Genomic DNA, 17,971 nt, shown 5'->3' with positions numbered 1-17,971 from the left:
GGCGCGGCCCGGCGCCGGCGCTCCCGATCCGGGTTCGGCCAGAACCCGGCTCATGCCGTGCGGCAACCCCCACCGGGGCTAGGCGCGGCCGCCAGGAACCGGTCCGGCAAGAGCCGGGCAGGCGCACGAGTTGCGTGGCCGGGTGACCCCCCGGTGCCGACGCAGACACGACAGGGAGAGACCGATGGCAAAGGGCGACCCCGGGGGCACCACCCGCGGCAGGCGGGCGGCACCCCGCTCCAAGAAGGGCACGGCCGGCGACCCCGAGCTGGTGCAGCTGCTCACCCCCGACGGCGAGCGGATCGACAGCGTCACCGGGCCGGACGGCACCGAATACCGCGTCGACTTCACCGATGAGGAATACCGCGGGCTCTACCGCGATCTGGTGCTGGTCCGCAAGCTGGACGCCGAGGCGACCGCTCTCCAACGCCAGGGCGAGCTGGGCCTCTGGGCCAGCCTGCTCGGCCAGGAGGCCGCGCAGGTCGGATCGGGGCGGGCGCTGCGGACGCAGGACATGGCCTTCCCGACCTACCGGGAGCACGGCGTCCTCTACTGCCGGGGCATCGACCCGATCATGCCGCTCGGTCTGTTCCGCGGTGTCGACCAGGGCGGTTGGGACCCGAACGAGTTCAAGTTCAACATGTACACGATCGTCATCGGCGCGCAGACCCTGCACGCGACCGGCTACGCCATGGGCATCACCATGGACGGCAAGACCGGCACCGACGACGGCGAAGCGGCCATCGCCTACTTCGGCGACGGGGCCACCAGCCAGGGCGACGTGAACGAGGCGTTCGTCTGGGCGAGCGTGTTCAACGCCCCGCTCGTGTTCTTCTGCCAGAACAACCAGTACGCGATCTCCGAGCCGCTTGAGCGGCAGACCCGCGTCCCGCTCTACCAGCGGGCCGCCGGCTTCGGCTTCCCCGGCGTACGGGTGGACGGCAACGACGTGCTGGCCTCGTACGCGGTCACCCGCACGGCACTCGACAACGCCCGCCACGGGCAGGGCCCGAGCCTGATCGAGGCGTACACCTACCGGATGGGCGCGCACACCACCTCCGACGACCCGACCCGCTACCGCATCGCCAGCGAGGTCGAGGCCTGGCAGGCCAAGGACCCGATCACCCGGGTCAAGGCCTTCCTGGAGAAGCAGCAGATCGCCGACGCGACCTTCTTCGCCGAGGTCGACGAGCAGGCCCGCCGCGAGTCGGTGCACCTGCGCGAGCGGGTGCTCGACATGCCCAACCCCGAGCCGGTGACGATGTTCGACCACGTCTACCCGAACGGCTCTCCGCTGCTCGACGAGCAGCGTACGCAGTTCAGCCGCTACATGGAGTCGTTCGAGGGGAGTGCTCACTGATGGCCACGGAGACGCTCACCATCGGCAAGGCCCTCAACACCGGCCTGCGCCGCGCCCTGGAGAACGACCCCAAGGTCATCATCATGGGCGAGGACGTCGGCAAGCTCGGCGGCGTCTTCCGGATCACCGACGGGCTCCAGAAGGACTTCGGCGACCAGCGGGTGATCGACACCCCGCTGGCGGAGTCCGGCATCATCGGCACCGCTGTCGGTCTCGCCATCCGTGGCTACCGGCCGATCTGCGAGATCCAGTTCGACGGCTTCGTCTACCCCGCGTACGACCAGATCGTGTCGCAGGTGGCGAAGATGCACTACCGCTCCGGCGGCCGGCTCAGCATCCCGATGGTGATCCGAATTCCGTACGGCGGTGGCATCGGCGCGGTCGAGCACCACTCCGAGTCGCCCGAGGCGTACTTCGCGCATACGGCCGGCCTGAAGGTGGTGACCTGCGCCAACCCGCAGGACGCGTACGTGATGATCCAGCAGGCCGTCGCCTCGGACGACCCGATCGTCTTCCTGGAGCCCAAGCGGCGCTACTGGGAGAAGGGTCAGGTCGACCTGGACGCGCCGTTGTCCGAGGCGTACCCGCTGCACTCGGCCCGCGTGGTGCGGCCCGGCACGGACGTGACGGTGCTGGCCTACGGGCCGATGGTGCGGACGTGCCTGGAGGCGGCGACCGCCGCGGCCGAGGACGGCCGTGAGCTGGAGGTCATCGACCTGCGTTCGCTGTCCCCGCTGGACCTGGCGGCGGCGTACGAGTCGGTGAAGCGCACCGGCCGCGCGATCGTGGTGCACGAGGCGCCGTCGAACATCGGCCTGGGCGCCGAGTTGGCCGCCCGGATCACCGAGGAGTGCTTCTACTCGCTGGAGTCGCCCGTGCTGCGGGTGACCGGCTTCGACACCCCCTACCCGGCTGCCCGGGTGGAGGAGGAGTACCTGCCCGACCTCGACCGGGTGCTCGACGCTGTCGACCGCACCTTCGGCTGGTGAGCGACATGTCCCGGATCAAGACGTTCAACCTGCCCGACCTGGGCGAGGGGCTGACCGAGGGCGAGATCCTGGCCTGGCTGGTCAAGGTCGGCGACACGATCGAGCTGAACCAGCCGATCGTCGAGGTCGAGACGGCCAAGGCGGCGGTGGAGATCCCGGCGAAGTGGGCCGGGCAGGTGCAGGCGATCCACCACCCGGAGGGCACCACTGTCGAGGTCGGTACGCCGATCATCGCGATCGACACCGACCCGGGCGCCGGCCCGCTGGAGTCGACGTCGACAACTGCCACGCCGAGCGCCGACCTGCCCACCCCGTCGGCGGCGTCGCTGGCGGCGGTGGAGGTGGCCCCGGCCGAGGGCATGGTCGAGCCAGGCCTGATCGGCGGCGCCGCTCCCGGTGGCCGAACGGCGGTGCTTGTCGGCTACGGGCCGCGTACGACAGCCGCGAAGCGCCGCCCCCGCAAGGGCGCCGTCCCGACGCAGGCCGAGCCGCCCGTGGTGGCCGACGAACCGGCTGCTACCCCCGCACATCCGGCACCCCAGGTCCATGAGCGACGCAATGGGGCGAGCGGCGGGTTGGTGTTGGCCAAGCCGCCGGTGCGCAAGCTTGCCAAGGATCTCGGGGTCGATCTCGGCACGGTGACCGGGTCGGGGCCGCTCGGCTCGATCACCCGGGAGGACGTGCAGCGGGCGGTGAGCGCTGCCGTCGTGGTGGCGGAGCCGGTCGCGGCGACGTCGACGACTGCCCCCAGCTTCGGCGCGGACCGGGAGCAGCGCATCCCGGTCAAGGGGGTCCGCAAGCTGACCGCCGAGAACATGTCCCGCTCGGCGTTCACCGCCCCGCACGTGACGGAGTTCCTGACCGTCGACGTGACCCGGGCGATGAAGGCGCTGGACCGGCTCCGGGGTCGGCGGGAGTGGCGCGACGTGCGCGTCTCTCCGCTGCTGCTGGTGGCGAAGGCGGTGCTGTTGGCGGTACGGCGGCACCCGATGGTCAACTCGACGTGGGCCGGCGACGAGATCGTGGTGAAGGAGTACGTCAACCTCGGCATCGCGGCGGCCACCGAGCGCGGTCTGATCGTGCCGAACGTCAAGGACGCCGGCCGACTCTCGTTGCGGGAGTTGGCGGACGCGCTGACCGACCTGGTGCAGACGGCGAAGTCCGGGCGTACCTCGCCCGCGGCCATGTCCGGCGGCACCCTGACCATCACGAACGTCGGGGTGTTCGGCGTGGACACCGGCACGCCGATCCTGCCGCCGGGTGAGTCCGCGATCCTGGCCTTCGGCGCGGTGCGGGAGATGCCCTGGGTGCACAAGGGCAAGGTCAAGGTGCGTCAGGTCACCACGCTGGGGCTGAGCTTCGACCACCGGATCATCGACGGTGAGCTGGGTTCGAAGTTCCTGCGCGACATCGGCGACTTCCTCGCGGATCCGGAGGCGGCGCTGCTCGCCTGGACCTGATCGTTCGAGACGCCAGCCACGGCCGGTGTGCCACGGGTTAACGCCCGGCACACCGGCCGTGTCGTTTAGACGACGGAAGCGTCGGCCAGACGGCCTGTTGACCTTTGATTGTTAGGCAGGTGTCCCAGCTCACCTAATAATCGATGGAAGTTGGCGGGGTTCTGCTGTTGAATAGAGGCATCAGGGGCTGACAACCGAATAGCTAGGGGGACCCACCAATGAGCATGATCGAGCGAATCCGCAACCACCGCGACGCCACCCGCCGCGCCCGTGCCATCGAGCACGCGCTGCGCTCGGCGAACTCGCCGGCAGTTCGCGAGGAACTCCTCGTCATCGCCCAGCGTCACATGAGCTGACGCTCCACAACTTTCCTCACCTCCTCCAGATCGATGGCCCACCCGGCTCACCGGGTGGGCCATCGGCGTTCCCGGCCACCCGCCACCGGGATTCCGCCCTGCCGCAGCGCCCGGTACGGTGGGCTTCGGTCGCCGCCCGCCGACCCGGCAGAGGCCGAGCACACCGAAGCTGCTCGACACCGACCGGCCACGGGGAGTGACGACCGGTGCTCCTTGGACGTGCCGTGCCACCACCCGATACCGTGCGGGGAGCCGGCACAGCGGTACGCCGGTGACGCCGGCAGCCATGCCGAGGAGACCGATCGGCACCGGCGAGCCGACATGTGATGGAGGAGGCGCACCCATGACGTCCGAGGGCCCGCACCGCACCGGCCATGAGCCGGACGAGGTGTCACCGGGCGCCGGCGGACCGGCGCCGTACGGCGACCGCCCGGCGCAGCCGGACAACGGCAACAACGCTGCCGGCCCCGACCTGGGCTGGGCACCCCCGCCACCGGCGCGGCCCGACGCGTCGACGCCGGCATGGGCGACCCAGTCCGAGCAACCGCCGGCCCCCGCCTGGGGTGCCGCCGCCGCCCCGCAGCCCAACGACCCGCCGCAGCCCGCCTGGGGCGCCGCCCCCGCGGCGCAGCCCAACGACCCGCCGCAGCCGGCGTGGGCGGCCGGCGGTGGCACGAGTGAGCCGCCGCAGCAGCAGCCCGGCACCTGGCCCGGCAGTGAGGGCGCACCAGCCCCGGCGCAGCCGGCCTGGGCCACACCGCAACAGCAGGGCTGGACGCCGGCTGAGCAGAGCACTCCCGCGCCCACCTGGACTCCGAACGCCGCCGAGCAGCCCGACTGGGCGCAGGCCCAGCCGCCCGCGCGGGGCGCCGCGCAGGTGCCTCCGGCCACCACCGCCTGGCCCGCCCAGGAAGATCCGGCGAATGCCGGTGGCTGGGGTGGCCCGGCACCGACCAACCCGCCCACCGCCGAGTGGCGCGGAGCCGAGGCCCAGCAGGCCGAGCCGCAGCAGGCCGCCAACTGGTCCGGCGGCGCTCAGCAGAACGAGACGCCCGGCAACGGCGGCTGGCCCGCGACCACGGCCGGACGCGACGACCAGCCCGTGTGGACGCCGGCGGAGCAGTCGCCGCCGACCTGGGGTCAGCCCGCCGAACCGGCCGAGCAGTCCGCCCCCTCGTGGGGTCAGGCCGCCGCGCCCAGCGCGGCCCGTGGCGCGGCCCAGGTGCCGGCACCGCCGACGAACTGGCCCGGACAGGACGACCCGGCCCGCTCCGGTGGATGGGCCGCGCAGCAGCAGCAGCAGGCGCAGCCCGCCGGGTGGGGTGACGGCGACGCGCGGCAGGAGCAGCCCGCTCAGCCGGCCGCCTGGGGCGATGCCGAGAGCCGTCCGCAGCAGCCCGATTGGGTGCTCTCCCCGCAGGACCAACCCGCCGAGCGACCGGAGCCGGTCGGGTGGACGCCCGCCGAGCAGAGCGGCCTGCCCTCCCGTGCCAGCGTCAGCGTGCCCGGCAAGGATGGGCCGCCCGAGGTCGAGCCCTGGGCGCCCGGCGAGGTGTGGGGTCGCGCCGAGGCGGAAGCCGCGCAGGCCCGCGGCGGCTGGGAGGCGGACCGGGGCGACGAGGCGCCGGCCTACCAACCCGGACCCGCGCCGGGCATCTCACCGGCGAACGCGGTGCCGCTGCCTCCCCAGGAGCAGCGCGTGCCGGGCGCCAGCCTGGCGGCTGCCCCGCCCAGCGACTACGCACCCCAGGCCCAGTTCGCACCGATCCCCGAGCAGCCCGCGTACGCCGAGCGGGAGACCCCGGACGCCCCCGCGCAGTACGAGGCGGACCCGGCCGGTTGGGGCCGCGCCGAGGACGCCCCCGCGAGTGGCGCCGTGGTGCCCGCACCGCGTACCTCTCCGGAGTCCGGAGCGGGCCGCGCGGTGGTGCCGGTGTCGGACGCCGAGTCGGCAGCCGGCGCGGCGGCGGCCCGGGCAAGCGCCTCGGTGCCGCTGGCCAGCCGGGTGATGCCCCCGACCGACCAGGCCATCCGTCCGACCGGCACGGCCACACCACAACCCCGGGTGTACGGCCGGCCAGCTCGACCCGAGCCGGAGAACGAGCCGGAGCCGGAGCCGTTCCAGGTCGACGCGGGTGCCGACCGCCAGCCTGTGCCGGAGTGGCAGAGCGACTCCCAGCGGCAGGCCGCACCGGACTGGCAGAACGACTCCCAGCGGCAGGCCGCACCGGACTGGCAGAACGACCCGCCTCGCCAGGCGGCCCCGGACTGGCAGAACGAACCGCCCCGCCAGGCCGCACCAGACTGGCAGAACGACTCCCAGCGGCAGGCCGCACCGGACTGGCAGAACGACCCGCAGCGTCAGGTTGGCCCCGGCTGGGGCGGCGAGCCTGCCGCCGAGCCGCGCTTCGACGACCGGCAGCCCGCCCCGAACGCGTTCGGTGAGGCCCCGCCACCGCCGCCCGCGTTCCCGCCCGGCGTGCCGTCCTTCGTCGACGCGCCCGGCAACAACCGGCCGGTGAACGGCACGCGGCCGCACGGCGGTGCCGAGCGGCCGGCGGACCAGTTCGGCGGCCCCGGGTCACCGGCCGCCGGCACCGCCGCGGTCGGCAGCGCGTCGACCTTCGGCGCGCCGAACTTCGGCGGACCGGGCTCCGGCGGGCCAGGCTTCGGCGGGCCCGCGATCGAGTCGGGACCGGGCGGCAGCTTCCCGCCGGCCTTCCCGCCACCGCCGCAGCCCGCGCCGTCCTGGGGCCAGGAGCCCGGCCAGTCGGATCAGGGTCGATTCGACGCGTTCAAGCCGGACGCCGCCGAGAGCCCCAAGGCGGAGCCACCGACACCGAAGGTACGCAACGGTCGCGTGCTGGCCGCGGTACTGATCGCCGCGGTGCTCATCCTGGCGGTGCCGCTCGGCCTGCTGCTGCTCCTCGGGAAGGTCGACCAGAAGGAAACCCCGGCCTTCGACCCGGCCGTCGGCACCTGCGTGAAGCAGGCCGGCGAGGGTGGCGCCTCGGCGGCCAACTGCGGCGAGGCGGGCTCCTTCACCATCGTCTCCAAGGTGGACGCGAAGGAGAAGTGCGCCGACCCGACGCAGCCGCACGTGGTGCTGCCGGGTAGCGGCGCCAACCGGGTGCTCTGCCTCAAGCCGGCCACCAAGTAACGCCACCGACGGCGGGGCCACGGGCAACCGTGACCCCGCCGTCGTCGTACCCGGCGCAGCTCCGAACACGAACGGCGCGGCACCCCGTAGGACGTGAAGCGCCCGCCCCGGTATCCGGGACGGGCGCGCTCGTGCGTCTGGGGTCGGTTACGGCCGCTCGGCGACCTGGCTGACGAACGCGACCCACGCGACCGGCGAGAAGGTCAGCGCCGGACCCGACGGATCCTTCGAGTCGCGCACCGCGACGAGGCCTGGAAGGTTGTCGGCAACCTCGACGCAGTCGCCGCCGTTGGAGCTACTACGGGTGCTCTTGCGCCACAGGGCGCCGGTCAGATCAGCCATGACCTTGCCTCAAGGTAGTCGATGGTTTGGCGGCGTGAGAGAGCCACTGAGCGCAGAGTATCCCAGGTGGCCCAAAGGGCGGCGGTGTCGTTGGTCAGCCTTCCCGCAGCCTGGTCGTCGAGGTACGCGACATCGCCGTCTTCGGTTGTGGCGATGACGAACGGTCCCGCCTGCCCGGGATGGAGGCCCGCGTCCAGCGGCAGCACGTGAAGAAGCACGTTCGGCCGCTGAGCCATCTTTACCAGGTGGTCTAGCTGCGGGTTCATGATCTCGGGGTCACCACGACGAAGGGCGAATTCGTCAATCACCGCGACGAAGAGTGGGGGCTTGCGTCGGTCGAGAACTGCCTTTTGCCTGCGTAGCCGGGTCGCGACGTAGTCCGCAACCTCGTCCGGGTCGAGCACCCCGCTGGCTAGTACCGCCGCAGCGTATTCGGGGGTTTGCAACAAGCCGGGGATGACCGCGACCTGAAAGGCGCGCAGGGCGGACGCCTGAAGCTCGGTCTCCACCCACGGGCGTAGCCATGGCGGTTCCCGCCGCTTCAAGACGTCCGGCCAAATGTCTTCAGTCTCGCGGCCGAGCGCAGCGGCTGCGGCTGCACGGTGGCGAGGGTGTGGGACTCGGCCGGGGTTTACCCAGCGCGCCACCGTCTTCGGGTCTACGCCGACCTGCTCGGCAAGACGTTCTACGGTCTCACCCGTGTCGGCCAGCGCAGCTCGTAGCGCCTGGTTCATATCCACCTCCGAGCGAACGTCTTCAACGTCTACAGAACGTATAGCTACGTGGTGTAGCCGTCCAGCTTCAATGGGCAAGGTGCTCTGTAGACGGCGCGGCTGGCAAGGACGCGAGACCAGCGGACCCGTCCGTACTGGGGCCGCCCTTGAGGGTGAGCACTCGCGGGGGCCCCTTCCCAGCGATGATCAGGAGAAGCACCAATGCCGGACAAGCCCCCCGAAACGATGGCCGACCCGAAGCCCGCCAACCACGTCGCCGGCAGCCACTGGGTGAGCGCATGAGCGTGTCAGCCCGGAAGGTCCTGACGGGCGAAGTCCTGAACCTAACCCGCGCCGCGAGCGTGCAGTTCATGCGCCCGATCTCGGTTCGCGTCATTCGGGTGCTCGACTGGCCAACGTACGACGGTTGGCTCTGGATCGACGCCTACGAGCTTGGCCCGAGCGGCGACGCGACCGCGCGCCGGTCATTGTTCGTCATGACCGCCGGCCTGATCTGGAAGGACCCGCCCGCACTGACCCCGGCTGCCCCGCGGACTGCCCGCCGCCCAGTCGCCCGTATGCCGCTGCGGGTCGGCTGATGCGCGACCGACCTGAACATAAGCCCCTGCGCCCGTCGTGGCGCTGCCCTGCCTGCGGCATCCTCTGGCCCTGCTCGGCCGCGAAGCTGCGCCTCCTGGGCGAGTACCGCAACGATCGGCCAGGGCTGTTGGTGCACCTGGCGAAGGTCCAGGAGGAGGCGGCTGCCGACCTGGCCAAACTCAACCCGGGCACCGTGCTCCCGGACCTGACGCCTCGCTTCGTCGGGTGGGCCGAAGCCCGTTAGCCCCGCCGACCGCCCGAGGTTCGCAGGCGACGGCTCCCCCAGCAGGTTGGGATGCCTCCGGGTCTGTCGTCGGGGTCACGGCGGTTGGGACTGAGGCGTGGCAGGCTGACAGGCATGGGAACGACAGCGCGTGTACGTGCGCCCGAACTGCGGGGCCGCCAGTGGCTCAACACGGGCGGACGGAACCTGACCTTGCAGGACCTTCGCGGCAAGATCGTGATCGCGGACTTTTGGACGTTCTGCTGCATCAACTGCCTCCACGTGCTGGATGAGCTGCGTCCGCTGGAGGAGAAGTACGGCGACGTGCTCGTCGTGATCGGTGTGCACTCGCCGAAGTTCGAGCACGAGAAGGACGCCGACGCCCTCGTCGCGGCCGTCGAGCGGTACGGGGTGCACCACCCCGTACTCGATGACCCGGAGATGGACATGTGGCAGCAGTACGCGGCCCGTGCCTGGCCGACCCTCTCGGTGATCGACCCCGAGGGTTACGTGGTGGCCACCATGGCCGGCGAGGGTCATGCCGAAGGGTTGGCCCGGTTGATCGACGAGTTGATCGCCACTCACGAGGCCAAGGGCACCCTGCATCGGGGTGACGGCCCGTACGTTCCGCCGCCGGCCCCGGAGACGGCTCTGCGCTTCCCGGGTAAGGCGGCGCTGCTGCCGAACGGCAACCTGCTGGTCTCGGACTCGGCCCGACACTCCCTGGTCGAGGTGGCCCCGGACGGCGAGACGCCGGTGCGCCGGATCGGCTCGGGCGAGCGGGGCCGGGCCGACGGGCCGGGTGCCGCGGCGACGTTCTCCGAGCCGCAGGGGGTGTGCCTGCTGCCCACCCATGTCGCCGAGGTCGCCGGCTACGACCTGGTGGTGGCCGACACGGTCAACCACCTGCTGCGTGGCGTACGGCTGGAGTCCGGCGAGGTGGTCACCGTGGCCGGCAGCGGCCGGCAGTGGCGCGCCGAGGTCGACGACCACGCCCACGACGCGCTCGCGGTGGACCTCTCCTCCCCGTGGGATCTGGCCTGGTACGACGACAAGCTGATCATCGCGATGGCCGGCATCCACCAGCTCTGGTGGTTCGACCCGATCAAGCGGACCGCCGGCATGTACGCCGGCACCACAGTCGAGGCGCTGCGGGACGGCCCGTTGGCGGAGGCGTGGATGGCGCAACCGTCGGGGCTGTCCGTCTCCACCGACGGTGCCCGGCTCTGGATCGCCGACAGCGAGACCAGTTCCCTCCGGTACGTCGAGAACGGTGTGTTGGGCACCGCCGTCGGGCAGGGCCTGTTCGACTTCGGGCACGTGGACGGTCCGGCCGAGTCGGCGCTCCTGCAACACCCGCTGGGTGTGTGCGCGCTGCCGGACGGCTCGGTGCTGATCGCGGACACGTACAACGGCGCGGTTCGTCGCTTCGACCCGGCGACCAACCAGGTCTCCACCGTCGCGGACGGGTTGGCGGAGCCGAGCGACCTGGTGCTCAGCCCGGCCGGCGAGGTGCTTGTGGTGGAGTCGGCCGCGCACCGGCTGACCCGGCTCGCCCCGGGTGCCCTGTCGGCGGCGGGCGCCAGCACCGTCGACGGTCCCCGGCACCGTACCGAGCGCAAGCCGACCGACGTCGCGGCCGGTGAGGTCACCCTGGACATCGTCTTCACCCCGGCGCCGGGGCAGAAGCTGGACGAGACGTTCGGGCCGTCGACCCGGTTGGTCGTCTCCGCGTCACCGCCGGAGCTGCTTGTCGACGGTGCCGGCACGGGCACCGAGCTGACCCGTCGGCTGGTGCTCAACGCCGAGGTAACCGCGGGGGTGCTTCAGGTGACCGCCCAGGCGGCGACCTGCGACGCGGACGTCGAACACGCGGCGTGCCACCTGACCCGGCAGGACTGGGGCGTACCGGTCCGGGTCGTCGACGGCGCCGTGACCCGCCTGCCGCTGGTGCTGCGCGGCCTGGACGCCTGAGGTGTCCGGAGGGGCCCGCCCGGGCCCCTCCGGCCTCACGCGAACGGGGCCAGCGTGATGTTGGCGTCGATCAGGCTGGCGCGGACCAGTTCGGCGGCGGAGACCGCCCCTGGGGTGTCGCCGTGCACGCAGATCGAGTCGACCGAGCAGGGAATGGCGGTGCCGTCGACCGCCACCACGATCCGTTCGGTGGCCATCCGCGCCGCCCGTTCGGCCACCTGCTCCGGGTCGGTGATCACCGCGCCGGGTGTGCCGCGCGGCACCAACGCCCCGTTGGGCAGGTAGGCACGGTCGGCGAAGGCCTCCGCGACGACCGGCAGGCCCGCGCCGACGGCGAGTTGGGCGAGCGTCGAGCCGGGTAGGCAGAGCACCGGCAGCTCAGGGTCGTAGCCGGTGACCGCCGCGACCACCGCCGCCGCCTGGGACTCGTTGGTGCTGGCCGCGTGGTAGAGCGCGCCGTGCGGTTTGAGGTAGCGGACCCGGGTGCCGAACAGCCGGCAGAACGCGTCAAGCGCCCCCAACTGGTAGGTCACCTCGTCGCGTAGCTCGGCGAAGTCGTACGCGATGTGCCGCCGGCCGAAGCCGGCCAGGTCCCGGTAGCCGACCTGCGCGCCCACCGCGACCCCGCGTCGCGCGGCGCCCTCGCAGACCCGCCGCATGGTGGACGGGTCGCCACCGTGGAAACCGCAGGCGACGTTGGCGGAGGTGACGAGGCTCAACAGCGCCTCGTCGTCGCCGAGCCGCCAGATGCCGAATCCCTCGCCCAGGTCAGCGTTGAGGTCCATGGAATCTGACGGTAGTACCTGGGCGGGCCTGCGCGAGCGCGGTCACGTCGGTGACCACTCCGATGACCGGGTATCCACCTGTGGTCGGATGGTCGGCGAGGAAGATCAGGGGCTGTCCGTTCGCCGGCACCTGCACCGCGCCGAGCACGATGCCCTCGCTGGGCAGTTCGCCGGCCACCGCGCGGGGTAGCGCCGCGCCGGCGAGCCGCGCGCCGACCCGGTTGCTCACCGGGCTGACGGTGTACGAGGTGCCGAACAGCCGGTCGAACGCGGTCGGCGTGAACCAGTCGTCCCGAGGGCCGGGGCGCAGCGTCAGGTGCACCTCTTCAGGCGGCGCGGAGCAGACGGTCAGGTCCACCGGCGCGGGTGGGCCGTGTGGCTCGCCGAGCGGCAGCCGGTCGCCGTCCCGAAGCGGCGCCGGGCCGAGCCCGGACAGGGTGTCGGTGGCCCGACTGCCGAGCACCGGCGACACGTCGATGCCACCCGCCACCGCCAACCAACTCCGTACGCCCCGACGGGCCGGGCCGATCCGCAGCACCGTCCCGGCCGGCACGGTGAGCGGTCGGCCGGTGTCACCGGGCCGATCGCCCGCCCGGACCGTCACCTCGGCTCCGGTGACCGCCACCGTGGTGGCCCGGGTCAGCCGCAGTGTGCAACCGGACAGGGTGACCTCCAGGCCGGCGGCGTGCTCCGGGTTGCCGACCAGTCGGTTGGCCAGCCGCAGCGCCGCCGGGTCGAGGGCGCCGGAGCGCGGTACGCCCAGGTGCGCCCAACCGGGCCGGCCCAGATCCTGCACGGTGGTGAGCGCCCCGGCGCGGAGCACCTCGACAGCGGCCGCACGGGTCATGCCGCCACCATCCGCACCGAGGTGCCCGGCCCGAGTCGGGCCGGCGGGTCGGCGTACACGTCGAAGAGGACCAGCTCGGTGCGGCCGACCAGCAGCCAACCGCCGGGAGAGGCGCTCGGGTAGATCCCCGCGTACGGGCCGGCCAGCGCCACCGACCCGGCCGGCACCCGAGGGCGAGGCGTGGCCAGCCGGGGCAACGCCAACTCGTCGGGCAGCCCGGTCAGGTAGGGAAACCCGGGGGCGAAGCCGCAGAACGCGACCCGGAACCGGGTGCCGGTCAGCCGGCGCAGCACGGCGGGTACGTCCGCACCCCAGTGCTCGGCCACCACCGGCAGGTCCGGCCCGTCAAAACAGACAGGTACGGCCACCTCCGCCGCGCCGCCGTCGCTGTCGCCGCCCTCGGCTGCGGCGACGCCGGACGCCCATCGGGTCAACTGTTCGGCAGTGGTGGTCGGGTCGGGCAGGCCGTCGAGCAGGACGGTGCTCGCCGCCGGCACGATCTCGACGGCGATCAGGTCACCCTGCGCCCGACGCCGCCACAACTCGGCCCGCCACGCTTCCACGAGCGCGGCGTCGGGAGCGCCGGCGGAGGCGGTGCAGTCGAGGAGCAGGGCGTGCGCCCCGACGGGTCGGATCCGCATCCGCTCATCCTCGCCGATGTCGCGCCGATACGGAGTTCACGATGACGGTGCCGGGTGTCACCAACGCCACTACTTCCAAGTAACCTACGGTGCCGTAACCTGATCACGTGAGTACCTCCGCCCCGCTTCGCCTGAAGCCGGTCGACATCGGTAAGCCCCGGATGCGCGGCTGGCTGCACACGTACGCCTTCTTCGTGGCCCTGGTCTGCGGCGTCGTGCTCTGCTCGATCGCCGCCACCCGGCCCGGATGGGCGCCCCTGGTCAGTTGCCTGATCTACAGCGTCACGGTGTGCGGGCTCTTCGGCACCAGCGCGCTCTATCACCGTCGAGTGTGGTCGGAGCGCGGCTTCCAGGTGATGCGCCGGATGGACCACTCGATGATCTTCGTGTTCATCGCCGGCACGTACACACCGCTCTGCACGATGCTGCTCGCGCCCCGGCCGGCCACCGTGATGCTGGTCCTGGTCTGGGGTGGCGCGCTGGCCGGAGTGGCGGTCAAGGTGATCTGGCCGCACGCGCCGCGCTGGGTGTCCGCGCCGCTCTATCTGGCGCTGGGCTGGGTGGCGGTTGCCATGCTGCCGGAAATCCTGCACGGCGGCGGCGTCGCGGCACTGGCGCTGCTGATCGCCGGTGGCCTGATCTACAGCGTCGGCGCGGTCTTCTACGCGTTGCGCCGGCCCAACCCGTGGCCGACCGTCTTCGGTCACCACGAGTTCTTCCACGCCTGCACCCTGCTGGCGGCGCTCTGCCACCACATCGCGATCTACTTCGCGCTGTTCGCCTGAGCTGCCTGGACCGACGAACCCAACCGCGAGCAAGCCGGGGACCAGGCGCGACGCCGGGCCTGAACGCGAGCCGGGGCCCCGCGACGCTGCGGGACCCCGGAGTTCGCGGGCGAGGATCAGACCGGGCGGCCCGGCCGACGCACCTCGCGGTACTCCTGCACGACCTGGTTGTCCTGGACCGGCACGACCCGGTCAGCCACCACGCGCTCCTCGCGGACCGGCGCGGCGACCACCGTGCGGCGGCGGCTGTTCCAGAAGTAGAGGGTGGTGATCAGGCCCGCGACGCCGGCCAACATCAGCACCCAGCCGACCACGGACAGGTTCAGCCAGCCCAGATCGGCCTCTACGGCGAATGCGAGGATCGCGCCCAGCGCGATCAAGAAGATGCTGCCACCAATGCCCATGTCTCGCTCCTCGGCTCTTACCTGGCGTAAGGACGCGCCGCGGCCGTCGGTAGGGGTGCGGCATCCATCGACTTACCCAGGCACGGAGATCGCCAATCGGGCAAGCTGGGGTCATGACGGACGCCGACCCCGAGACGCGGACACTCGTGTTGCTGCGCCACGCGAAGGCCGAGCAGGGCAGTGACGCGGCAGATGACGCCCAGCGCCCGCTCAGTGCTCGCGGGCATGCGGACGCGGCAGCGGCGGGCGCCTGGCTGGCGCACCACGGGTTGCTGCCCGACGTGGTGATCTCCTCGACGGCGCTCCGTACCCGGCAGACCTGGCACGGGGTGGCGATGGGGATGACGGGCACACCACCGGAGGGCGGCCCGGCCGGTGCCCGGCCGACGGTTCGTTACGAGCCTGGCGCGTACGACGCCCACCCGGAGGAGTTGTTGGCGCTGGTCCGTACGGTCGACGCGGCGGCCCGGACGGCACTGCTGATTGCCCACAACCCGGGCATCTCGCTGCTCTCGGCCCTTCTCGACCCGGAGGGTGCGCCCGATGAGGGTTTGCGGACCGCCGAGTTGGCGGTGCACCGTGGCCGGTTCGCCTGGGCGGAGTTGAGCCGGGCGGGAGCGCCGGTCACGGCACGGCACATCGCACGCGGCTGAGCCGCCCGTCGATGATCGACGGGCGGCTCAGGGGTACGTGCCGGCCTCAGGACGGCGGCGCGGTCGGTGGTGGTGGGTCTGGCGGTGGCGGCATCATCGCCGTCGGATGGGAGAGCCGGTTCTCCTCCACGATGAGGGTCCGGGCCCGCTTGCGTCGGTCCTGCCAGAACCAGACGGTGGTCAGCAGTACGGCCAGCCCGGCCAGGATGAACACCCAGCCGACCGCCCGTACGTCGATCCACCAGACGTTGGCCCTCAGTGCGAAGGTCAGGATCGCGCCGATCGCGATGAGAAAAATGCCGCTTCCTACACCCATGTGCGCTGCACTCCCCCGTGCGGTGGCTCTGGGCGTTCCCTTTCGAGGTCACGCGACGGTTACCCGCCACGCCAGCGGCATACCCGAGCAGCCTTGCCGAATACCTGCCCGCCCTCGCCGCGCCGGGGCTGACCCACCTCTCCACCATCCTTTGCTCTGCACCCGCGGAGGCGACGCTCACGGTCCGTAGCTGGCGCCTCCGCGGGTGCAGAGCAAAGGAGCCGCAAGGGGGTCTGGACGGGAACCGGCGGCCCGCGGAGGGGAAGCGTGGCCGGCGTGGCCGGCGTGGCCGGCGTGGCCAGCACCACCTGCGGGTGGTGTGGTGGGTCGGGGCCGGCGGCCCGGGGAAGGGCCACCCACCCAGTCACGGACGCGGCGACGGCCGGCGGGGCAGATGCCCCACCGGCCGTCGATGTCGGTGCCGCGTGCTGCGACGCAACCCGGGATCGTCAAGCGTGCCGGTTAGAAGGCCTCCTCCGGGAGGTCCATGATGTCGAGGTCGGTGCTCTCGATGATCCGCCGGTCGGCGCCGATGCGGGGCAGCACCTCGCGGGCGAAGAAACGGGCGGCAGCCACCTTGCCGGTGTAGAACGCCTTGTCGCGTGCGGTGACCTCGCCGGCCAGCGCCTTCAGCGCCACGTCGGCCTGCCGCTGCAGCAGCCAGCCGACCACCAGGTCGCCGAGCGCCAGCAGGAACCGCCGGCTGCTCAGCCCGACCTTGTAGAGCGCGCGGGTGTCGCCACCCTGCGCCTCACCCAGCCAGCCGGTCAGCACACCGAGGATGGTCTGCACCTCGGCGAGCGCCTTGCCGAGCGCCTGCCGCTCCTCCTTGAGCTGGCCGTTGCCCGCCTCGGAGGAGATGAACTCCTGGATCTCGCCGGCGACCGCCAGCAGCGCCTTGCCGTTGTCCCGGACGATCTTGCGGAAGATCAGGTCCAGGCTCTGGATGGCGGTGGTGCCCTCGTACAGGGTGTCGATCTTGGCGTCGCGGACGTACTGCTCCAGCGGGTAGTCCTGGAGGAACCCGGAGCCGCCGAAGGTCTGCAGGGCCTCGTGGCCGAGCATCTCGTACGCCCGCTCCGAACCGACGCCCTTGACCAGCGGCAACAGCAGGTCGTTGACGCGCTTGGCCAGCTTGGTGGCCTTCTCGTCGCCGGCGGCCTCGGCGATCGCGACCTTGTCCTGCCAGGTGGCGGTGTAGAGGACAAGGGCACGAAGACCCTCGGCGTACGACTTCTGCAGCAGCAGCGAGCGGCGGACGTCCGGGTGGTGGGTGATGGTGACCCGCGGGGCGGTCTTGTCCGCCTGCTGGATCAGGTCGGCGCCCTGCACCCGGCTCTTCGCGTACTCGAGGGCGTTGAGGTAGCCGGTGGAGAGGGTGGCGATGGCCTTGGTGCCGACGAGCATCCGGGCGTACTCGATGATCATGAACATCTGCCGGATGCCGTCGTGCTTGTCGCCGAGCAGCCAACCCTTGGCCGGTACGCCGTGCTCGCCGAAGGTCAGCTCGCAGGTGTTGGAGACCTTCAGGCCCATCTTGTGCTCGACGTTCGTGGTGTAGACGCCGTTGCGCTCGCCCAGCTCGCCGGTGGTCTCGTCGAAGTGGAACTTCGGCACCACGAAGAGCGAGAGGCCCTTCGTGCCGGGGCCGCCGACGCCCTCCACGCCGACCGGGCGGGCCAGCACGTAGTGCACGATGTTGTCGCTCAGGTCGTGCTCACCGGAGGTGATGAAGCGCTTCACGCCCTCGATGTGCCAGGAGCCGTCGGGCTGCTGGGTCGCGCGGGCACGGCCGGCGCCCACGTCCGAGCCGGCGTCCGGCTCGGTGAGGACCATCGTCGAGCCCCACTGCCTGTCGATGAAGAGCTTGGCCCACTTCTTCTGCCGCTCGGTGCCCTCGACGTGCAGCACGTGCGCGAAGGACGGGCCGGAGGCGTACATCCAGATCGGGGCGTTCGAGCCGAGCACCAGCTCGGCGAGGGCCCACCAGAGGGCGCGCGGCGCGTTCGTGCCGCCCAGGGCCGGCGGGAGGTCGAGCCGCCAGAACTCGGAGTCCATGAATGCCTGGTAGGACTTCTTGAACGACGCCGGCAGCGGCGCGGTGTGCGTGGCCGGGTCGAACACCGGCGGGTTGCGGTCACTGTCGGTGTAGCTGGCGGCCAGGTCCTCACGTGCGAGGCGGTCAAGCTCGGCGAGGAAGCTGCGGGCGGTGTCGGCATCGAGATCCGAGTACGGCTCCTGGCCGAACGACCGGTCGGCACCAAAGACCTCGAACAGGTTGAACTCAAGGTCCCGCAGGTTGCTCTTGTAGTGGGTCATGCTCACTGGCCCCGCTTCCGGACAGGTGTTACCGATCAGTAACC

Annotated in this window: 17 protein-coding genes; 9 read left to right on the top strand and 8 right to left on the bottom strand. The window is 71.8% G+C overall.

The features are described from left to right. Nucleotides 1–184 precede the first annotated feature (184 nt). From pdhA to ACGFH8_RS08475, 5 genes are all read left to right on the top strand, one after another. Entirely contained in the window at nt 185–1,360 is a 1,176-nt protein-coding gene (pdhA, locus tag ACGFH8_RS08495) for a pyruvate dehydrogenase (acetyl-transferring) E1 component subunit alpha (RefSeq protein WP_393365264.1), read from the top strand. Further along, complete coding sequence (locus ACGFH8_RS08490; RefSeq protein ID WP_393365262.1) at nt 1,360–2,349, top strand: alpha-ketoacid dehydrogenase subunit beta; 990 nt, start codon at nt 1,360–1,362, stop codon at nt 2,347–2,349. The genes pdhA and ACGFH8_RS08490 overlap by 1 nt, the downstream gene beginning before the upstream one ends. Nucleotides 2,350–2,354: 5 nt before the next feature. Continuing rightward, entirely contained in the window at nt 2,355–3,809 is a 1,455-nt protein-coding gene (locus ACGFH8_RS08485; RefSeq protein ID WP_393367025.1) for a dihydrolipoamide acetyltransferase family protein, read from the top strand. Nucleotides 3,810–4,027: 218 nt separating this feature from the next. Beyond that, complete coding sequence (locus ACGFH8_RS08480) at nt 4,028–4,165, top strand: hypothetical protein (RefSeq protein WP_167454674.1); 138 nt, start codon at nt 4,028–4,030, stop codon at nt 4,163–4,165. Nucleotides 4,166–4,508: 343 nt separating this feature from the next. Beyond that, nucleotides 4,509–7,325, top strand: coding sequence for a hypothetical protein (locus tag ACGFH8_RS08475; protein WP_393365260.1), 2,817 nt, complete (start codon nt 4,509–4,511; stop codon nt 7,323–7,325). Between the two features lie 147 nt (nt 7,326–7,472). Here the strand turns inward: ACGFH8_RS08475 and ACGFH8_RS08470 are convergent, their stop codons facing one another. Together ACGFH8_RS08470 and ACGFH8_RS08465 are read right to left on the bottom strand one after the other, a co-directional pair. Next, nucleotides 7,473–7,667: a DUF397 domain-containing protein gene (locus ACGFH8_RS08470; RefSeq protein ID WP_393365258.1), complete on the bottom strand. Its 195-nt coding sequence runs from the start codon at nt 7,665–7,667 to the stop codon at nt 7,473–7,475. Beyond that, nucleotides 7,655–8,401 (bottom strand): DUF5753 domain-containing protein, encoded by a 747-nt coding sequence (locus ACGFH8_RS08465; protein ID WP_393367023.1) that lies wholly within the window; start codon nt 8,399–8,401, stop codon nt 7,655–7,657. The genes ACGFH8_RS08470 and ACGFH8_RS08465 overlap by 13 nt, the downstream gene beginning before the upstream one ends. 278 nt (nt 8,402–8,679) lie before the next feature. On the opposite strand from ACGFH8_RS08465, the gene ACGFH8_RS08460 reads away from it, so the two are divergent. Together ACGFH8_RS08460 and ACGFH8_RS08455 are read left to right on the top strand one after the other, a co-directional pair. After that, a complete protein-coding gene (locus ACGFH8_RS08460) occupies nt 8,680–8,979 on the top strand; it encodes a hypothetical protein (RefSeq protein WP_393365256.1) in 300 nt (99 codons plus the stop codon). Between the two features lie 359 nt (nt 8,980–9,338). Continuing rightward, the gene (locus ACGFH8_RS08455; protein ID WP_393365254.1) at nt 9,339–11,177 is read left to right on the top strand and encodes an NHL domain-containing thioredoxin family protein; all 1,839 of its coding nucleotides are present in this window, start codon (nt 9,339–9,341) and stop codon (nt 11,175–11,177) included. Nucleotides 11,178–11,212: 35 nt separating this feature from the next. On the opposite strand, the gene ACGFH8_RS08450 is transcribed toward ACGFH8_RS08455, so the two are convergent. Genes ACGFH8_RS08450 through ACGFH8_RS08440 form a run of 3 tightly spaced genes read right to left on the bottom strand, consistent with a single transcriptional unit; the run spans nt 11,213 to nt 13,450 of the window. Continuing rightward, nucleotides 11,213–11,962, bottom strand: coding sequence for a LamB/YcsF family protein (locus ACGFH8_RS08450; protein WP_393365252.1), 750 nt, complete (start codon nt 11,960–11,962; stop codon nt 11,213–11,215). Further along, nucleotides 11,946–12,809, bottom strand: coding sequence for a biotin-dependent carboxyltransferase family protein (locus ACGFH8_RS08445; RefSeq protein ID WP_393365250.1), 864 nt, complete (start codon nt 12,807–12,809; stop codon nt 11,946–11,948). Before ACGFH8_RS08445 ends, ACGFH8_RS08450 begins: the two co-directional genes overlap by 17 nt. Then, complete coding sequence (locus ACGFH8_RS08440) at nt 12,806–13,450, bottom strand: allophanate hydrolase subunit 1 (RefSeq protein WP_393365248.1); 645 nt, start codon at nt 13,448–13,450, stop codon at nt 12,806–12,808. The genes ACGFH8_RS08445 and ACGFH8_RS08440 overlap by 4 nt, the downstream gene beginning before the upstream one ends. Nucleotides 13,451–13,557: 107 nt before the next feature. Between ACGFH8_RS08440 and ACGFH8_RS08435 the strand changes: the two genes are divergently transcribed. Then, nucleotides 13,558–14,235 (top strand): hemolysin III family protein, encoded by a 678-nt coding sequence (locus ACGFH8_RS08435; protein WP_393365246.1) that lies wholly within the window; start codon nt 13,558–13,560, stop codon nt 14,233–14,235. A 116-nt stretch (nt 14,236–14,351) separates the two neighbouring features. On the opposite strand, the gene ACGFH8_RS08430 is transcribed toward ACGFH8_RS08435, so the two are convergent. Next, the gene (locus tag ACGFH8_RS08430; RefSeq protein WP_393365244.1) at nt 14,352–14,639 is read right to left on the bottom strand and encodes a DUF6458 family protein; all 288 of its coding nucleotides are present in this window, start codon (nt 14,637–14,639) and stop codon (nt 14,352–14,354) included. Nucleotides 14,640–14,752: 113 nt separating this feature from the next. On the opposite strand from ACGFH8_RS08430, the gene ACGFH8_RS08425 reads away from it, so the two are divergent. Continuing rightward, the gene (locus tag ACGFH8_RS08425; RefSeq protein WP_393365242.1) at nt 14,753–15,292 is read left to right on the top strand and encodes a SixA phosphatase family protein; all 540 of its coding nucleotides are present in this window, start codon (nt 14,753–14,755) and stop codon (nt 15,290–15,292) included. Nucleotides 15,293–15,338: 46 nt separating this feature from the next. On the opposite strand, the gene ACGFH8_RS08420 is transcribed toward ACGFH8_RS08425, so the two are convergent. Both ACGFH8_RS08420 and ACGFH8_RS08415 read right to left on the bottom strand, forming a co-directional pair. Then, nucleotides 15,339–15,608 (bottom strand): DUF6458 family protein, encoded by a 270-nt coding sequence (locus tag ACGFH8_RS08420; RefSeq protein ID WP_030487564.1) that lies wholly within the window; start codon nt 15,606–15,608, stop codon nt 15,339–15,341. A 462-nt stretch (nt 15,609–16,070) separates the two neighbouring features. Next, on the bottom strand, nt 16,071–17,927 hold the full coding sequence (locus ACGFH8_RS08415; RefSeq protein ID WP_393367022.1) for an acyl-CoA dehydrogenase: 1,857 nt from the start codon (nt 17,925–17,927) through the stop codon (nt 16,071–16,073). Nucleotides 17,928–17,971: the final 44 nt, after the last annotated feature.

This window comes from Micromonospora sp. NPDC049175 (assembly GCF_043197345.1).
In the GTDB taxonomy this organism is placed as follows: domain Bacteria; phylum Actinomycetota; class Actinomycetes; order Mycobacteriales; family Micromonosporaceae; genus Micromonospora.
Note: the sequence above shows the minus strand (reverse complement) of the source record. Positions and strands in the feature narration are given on the sequence as shown.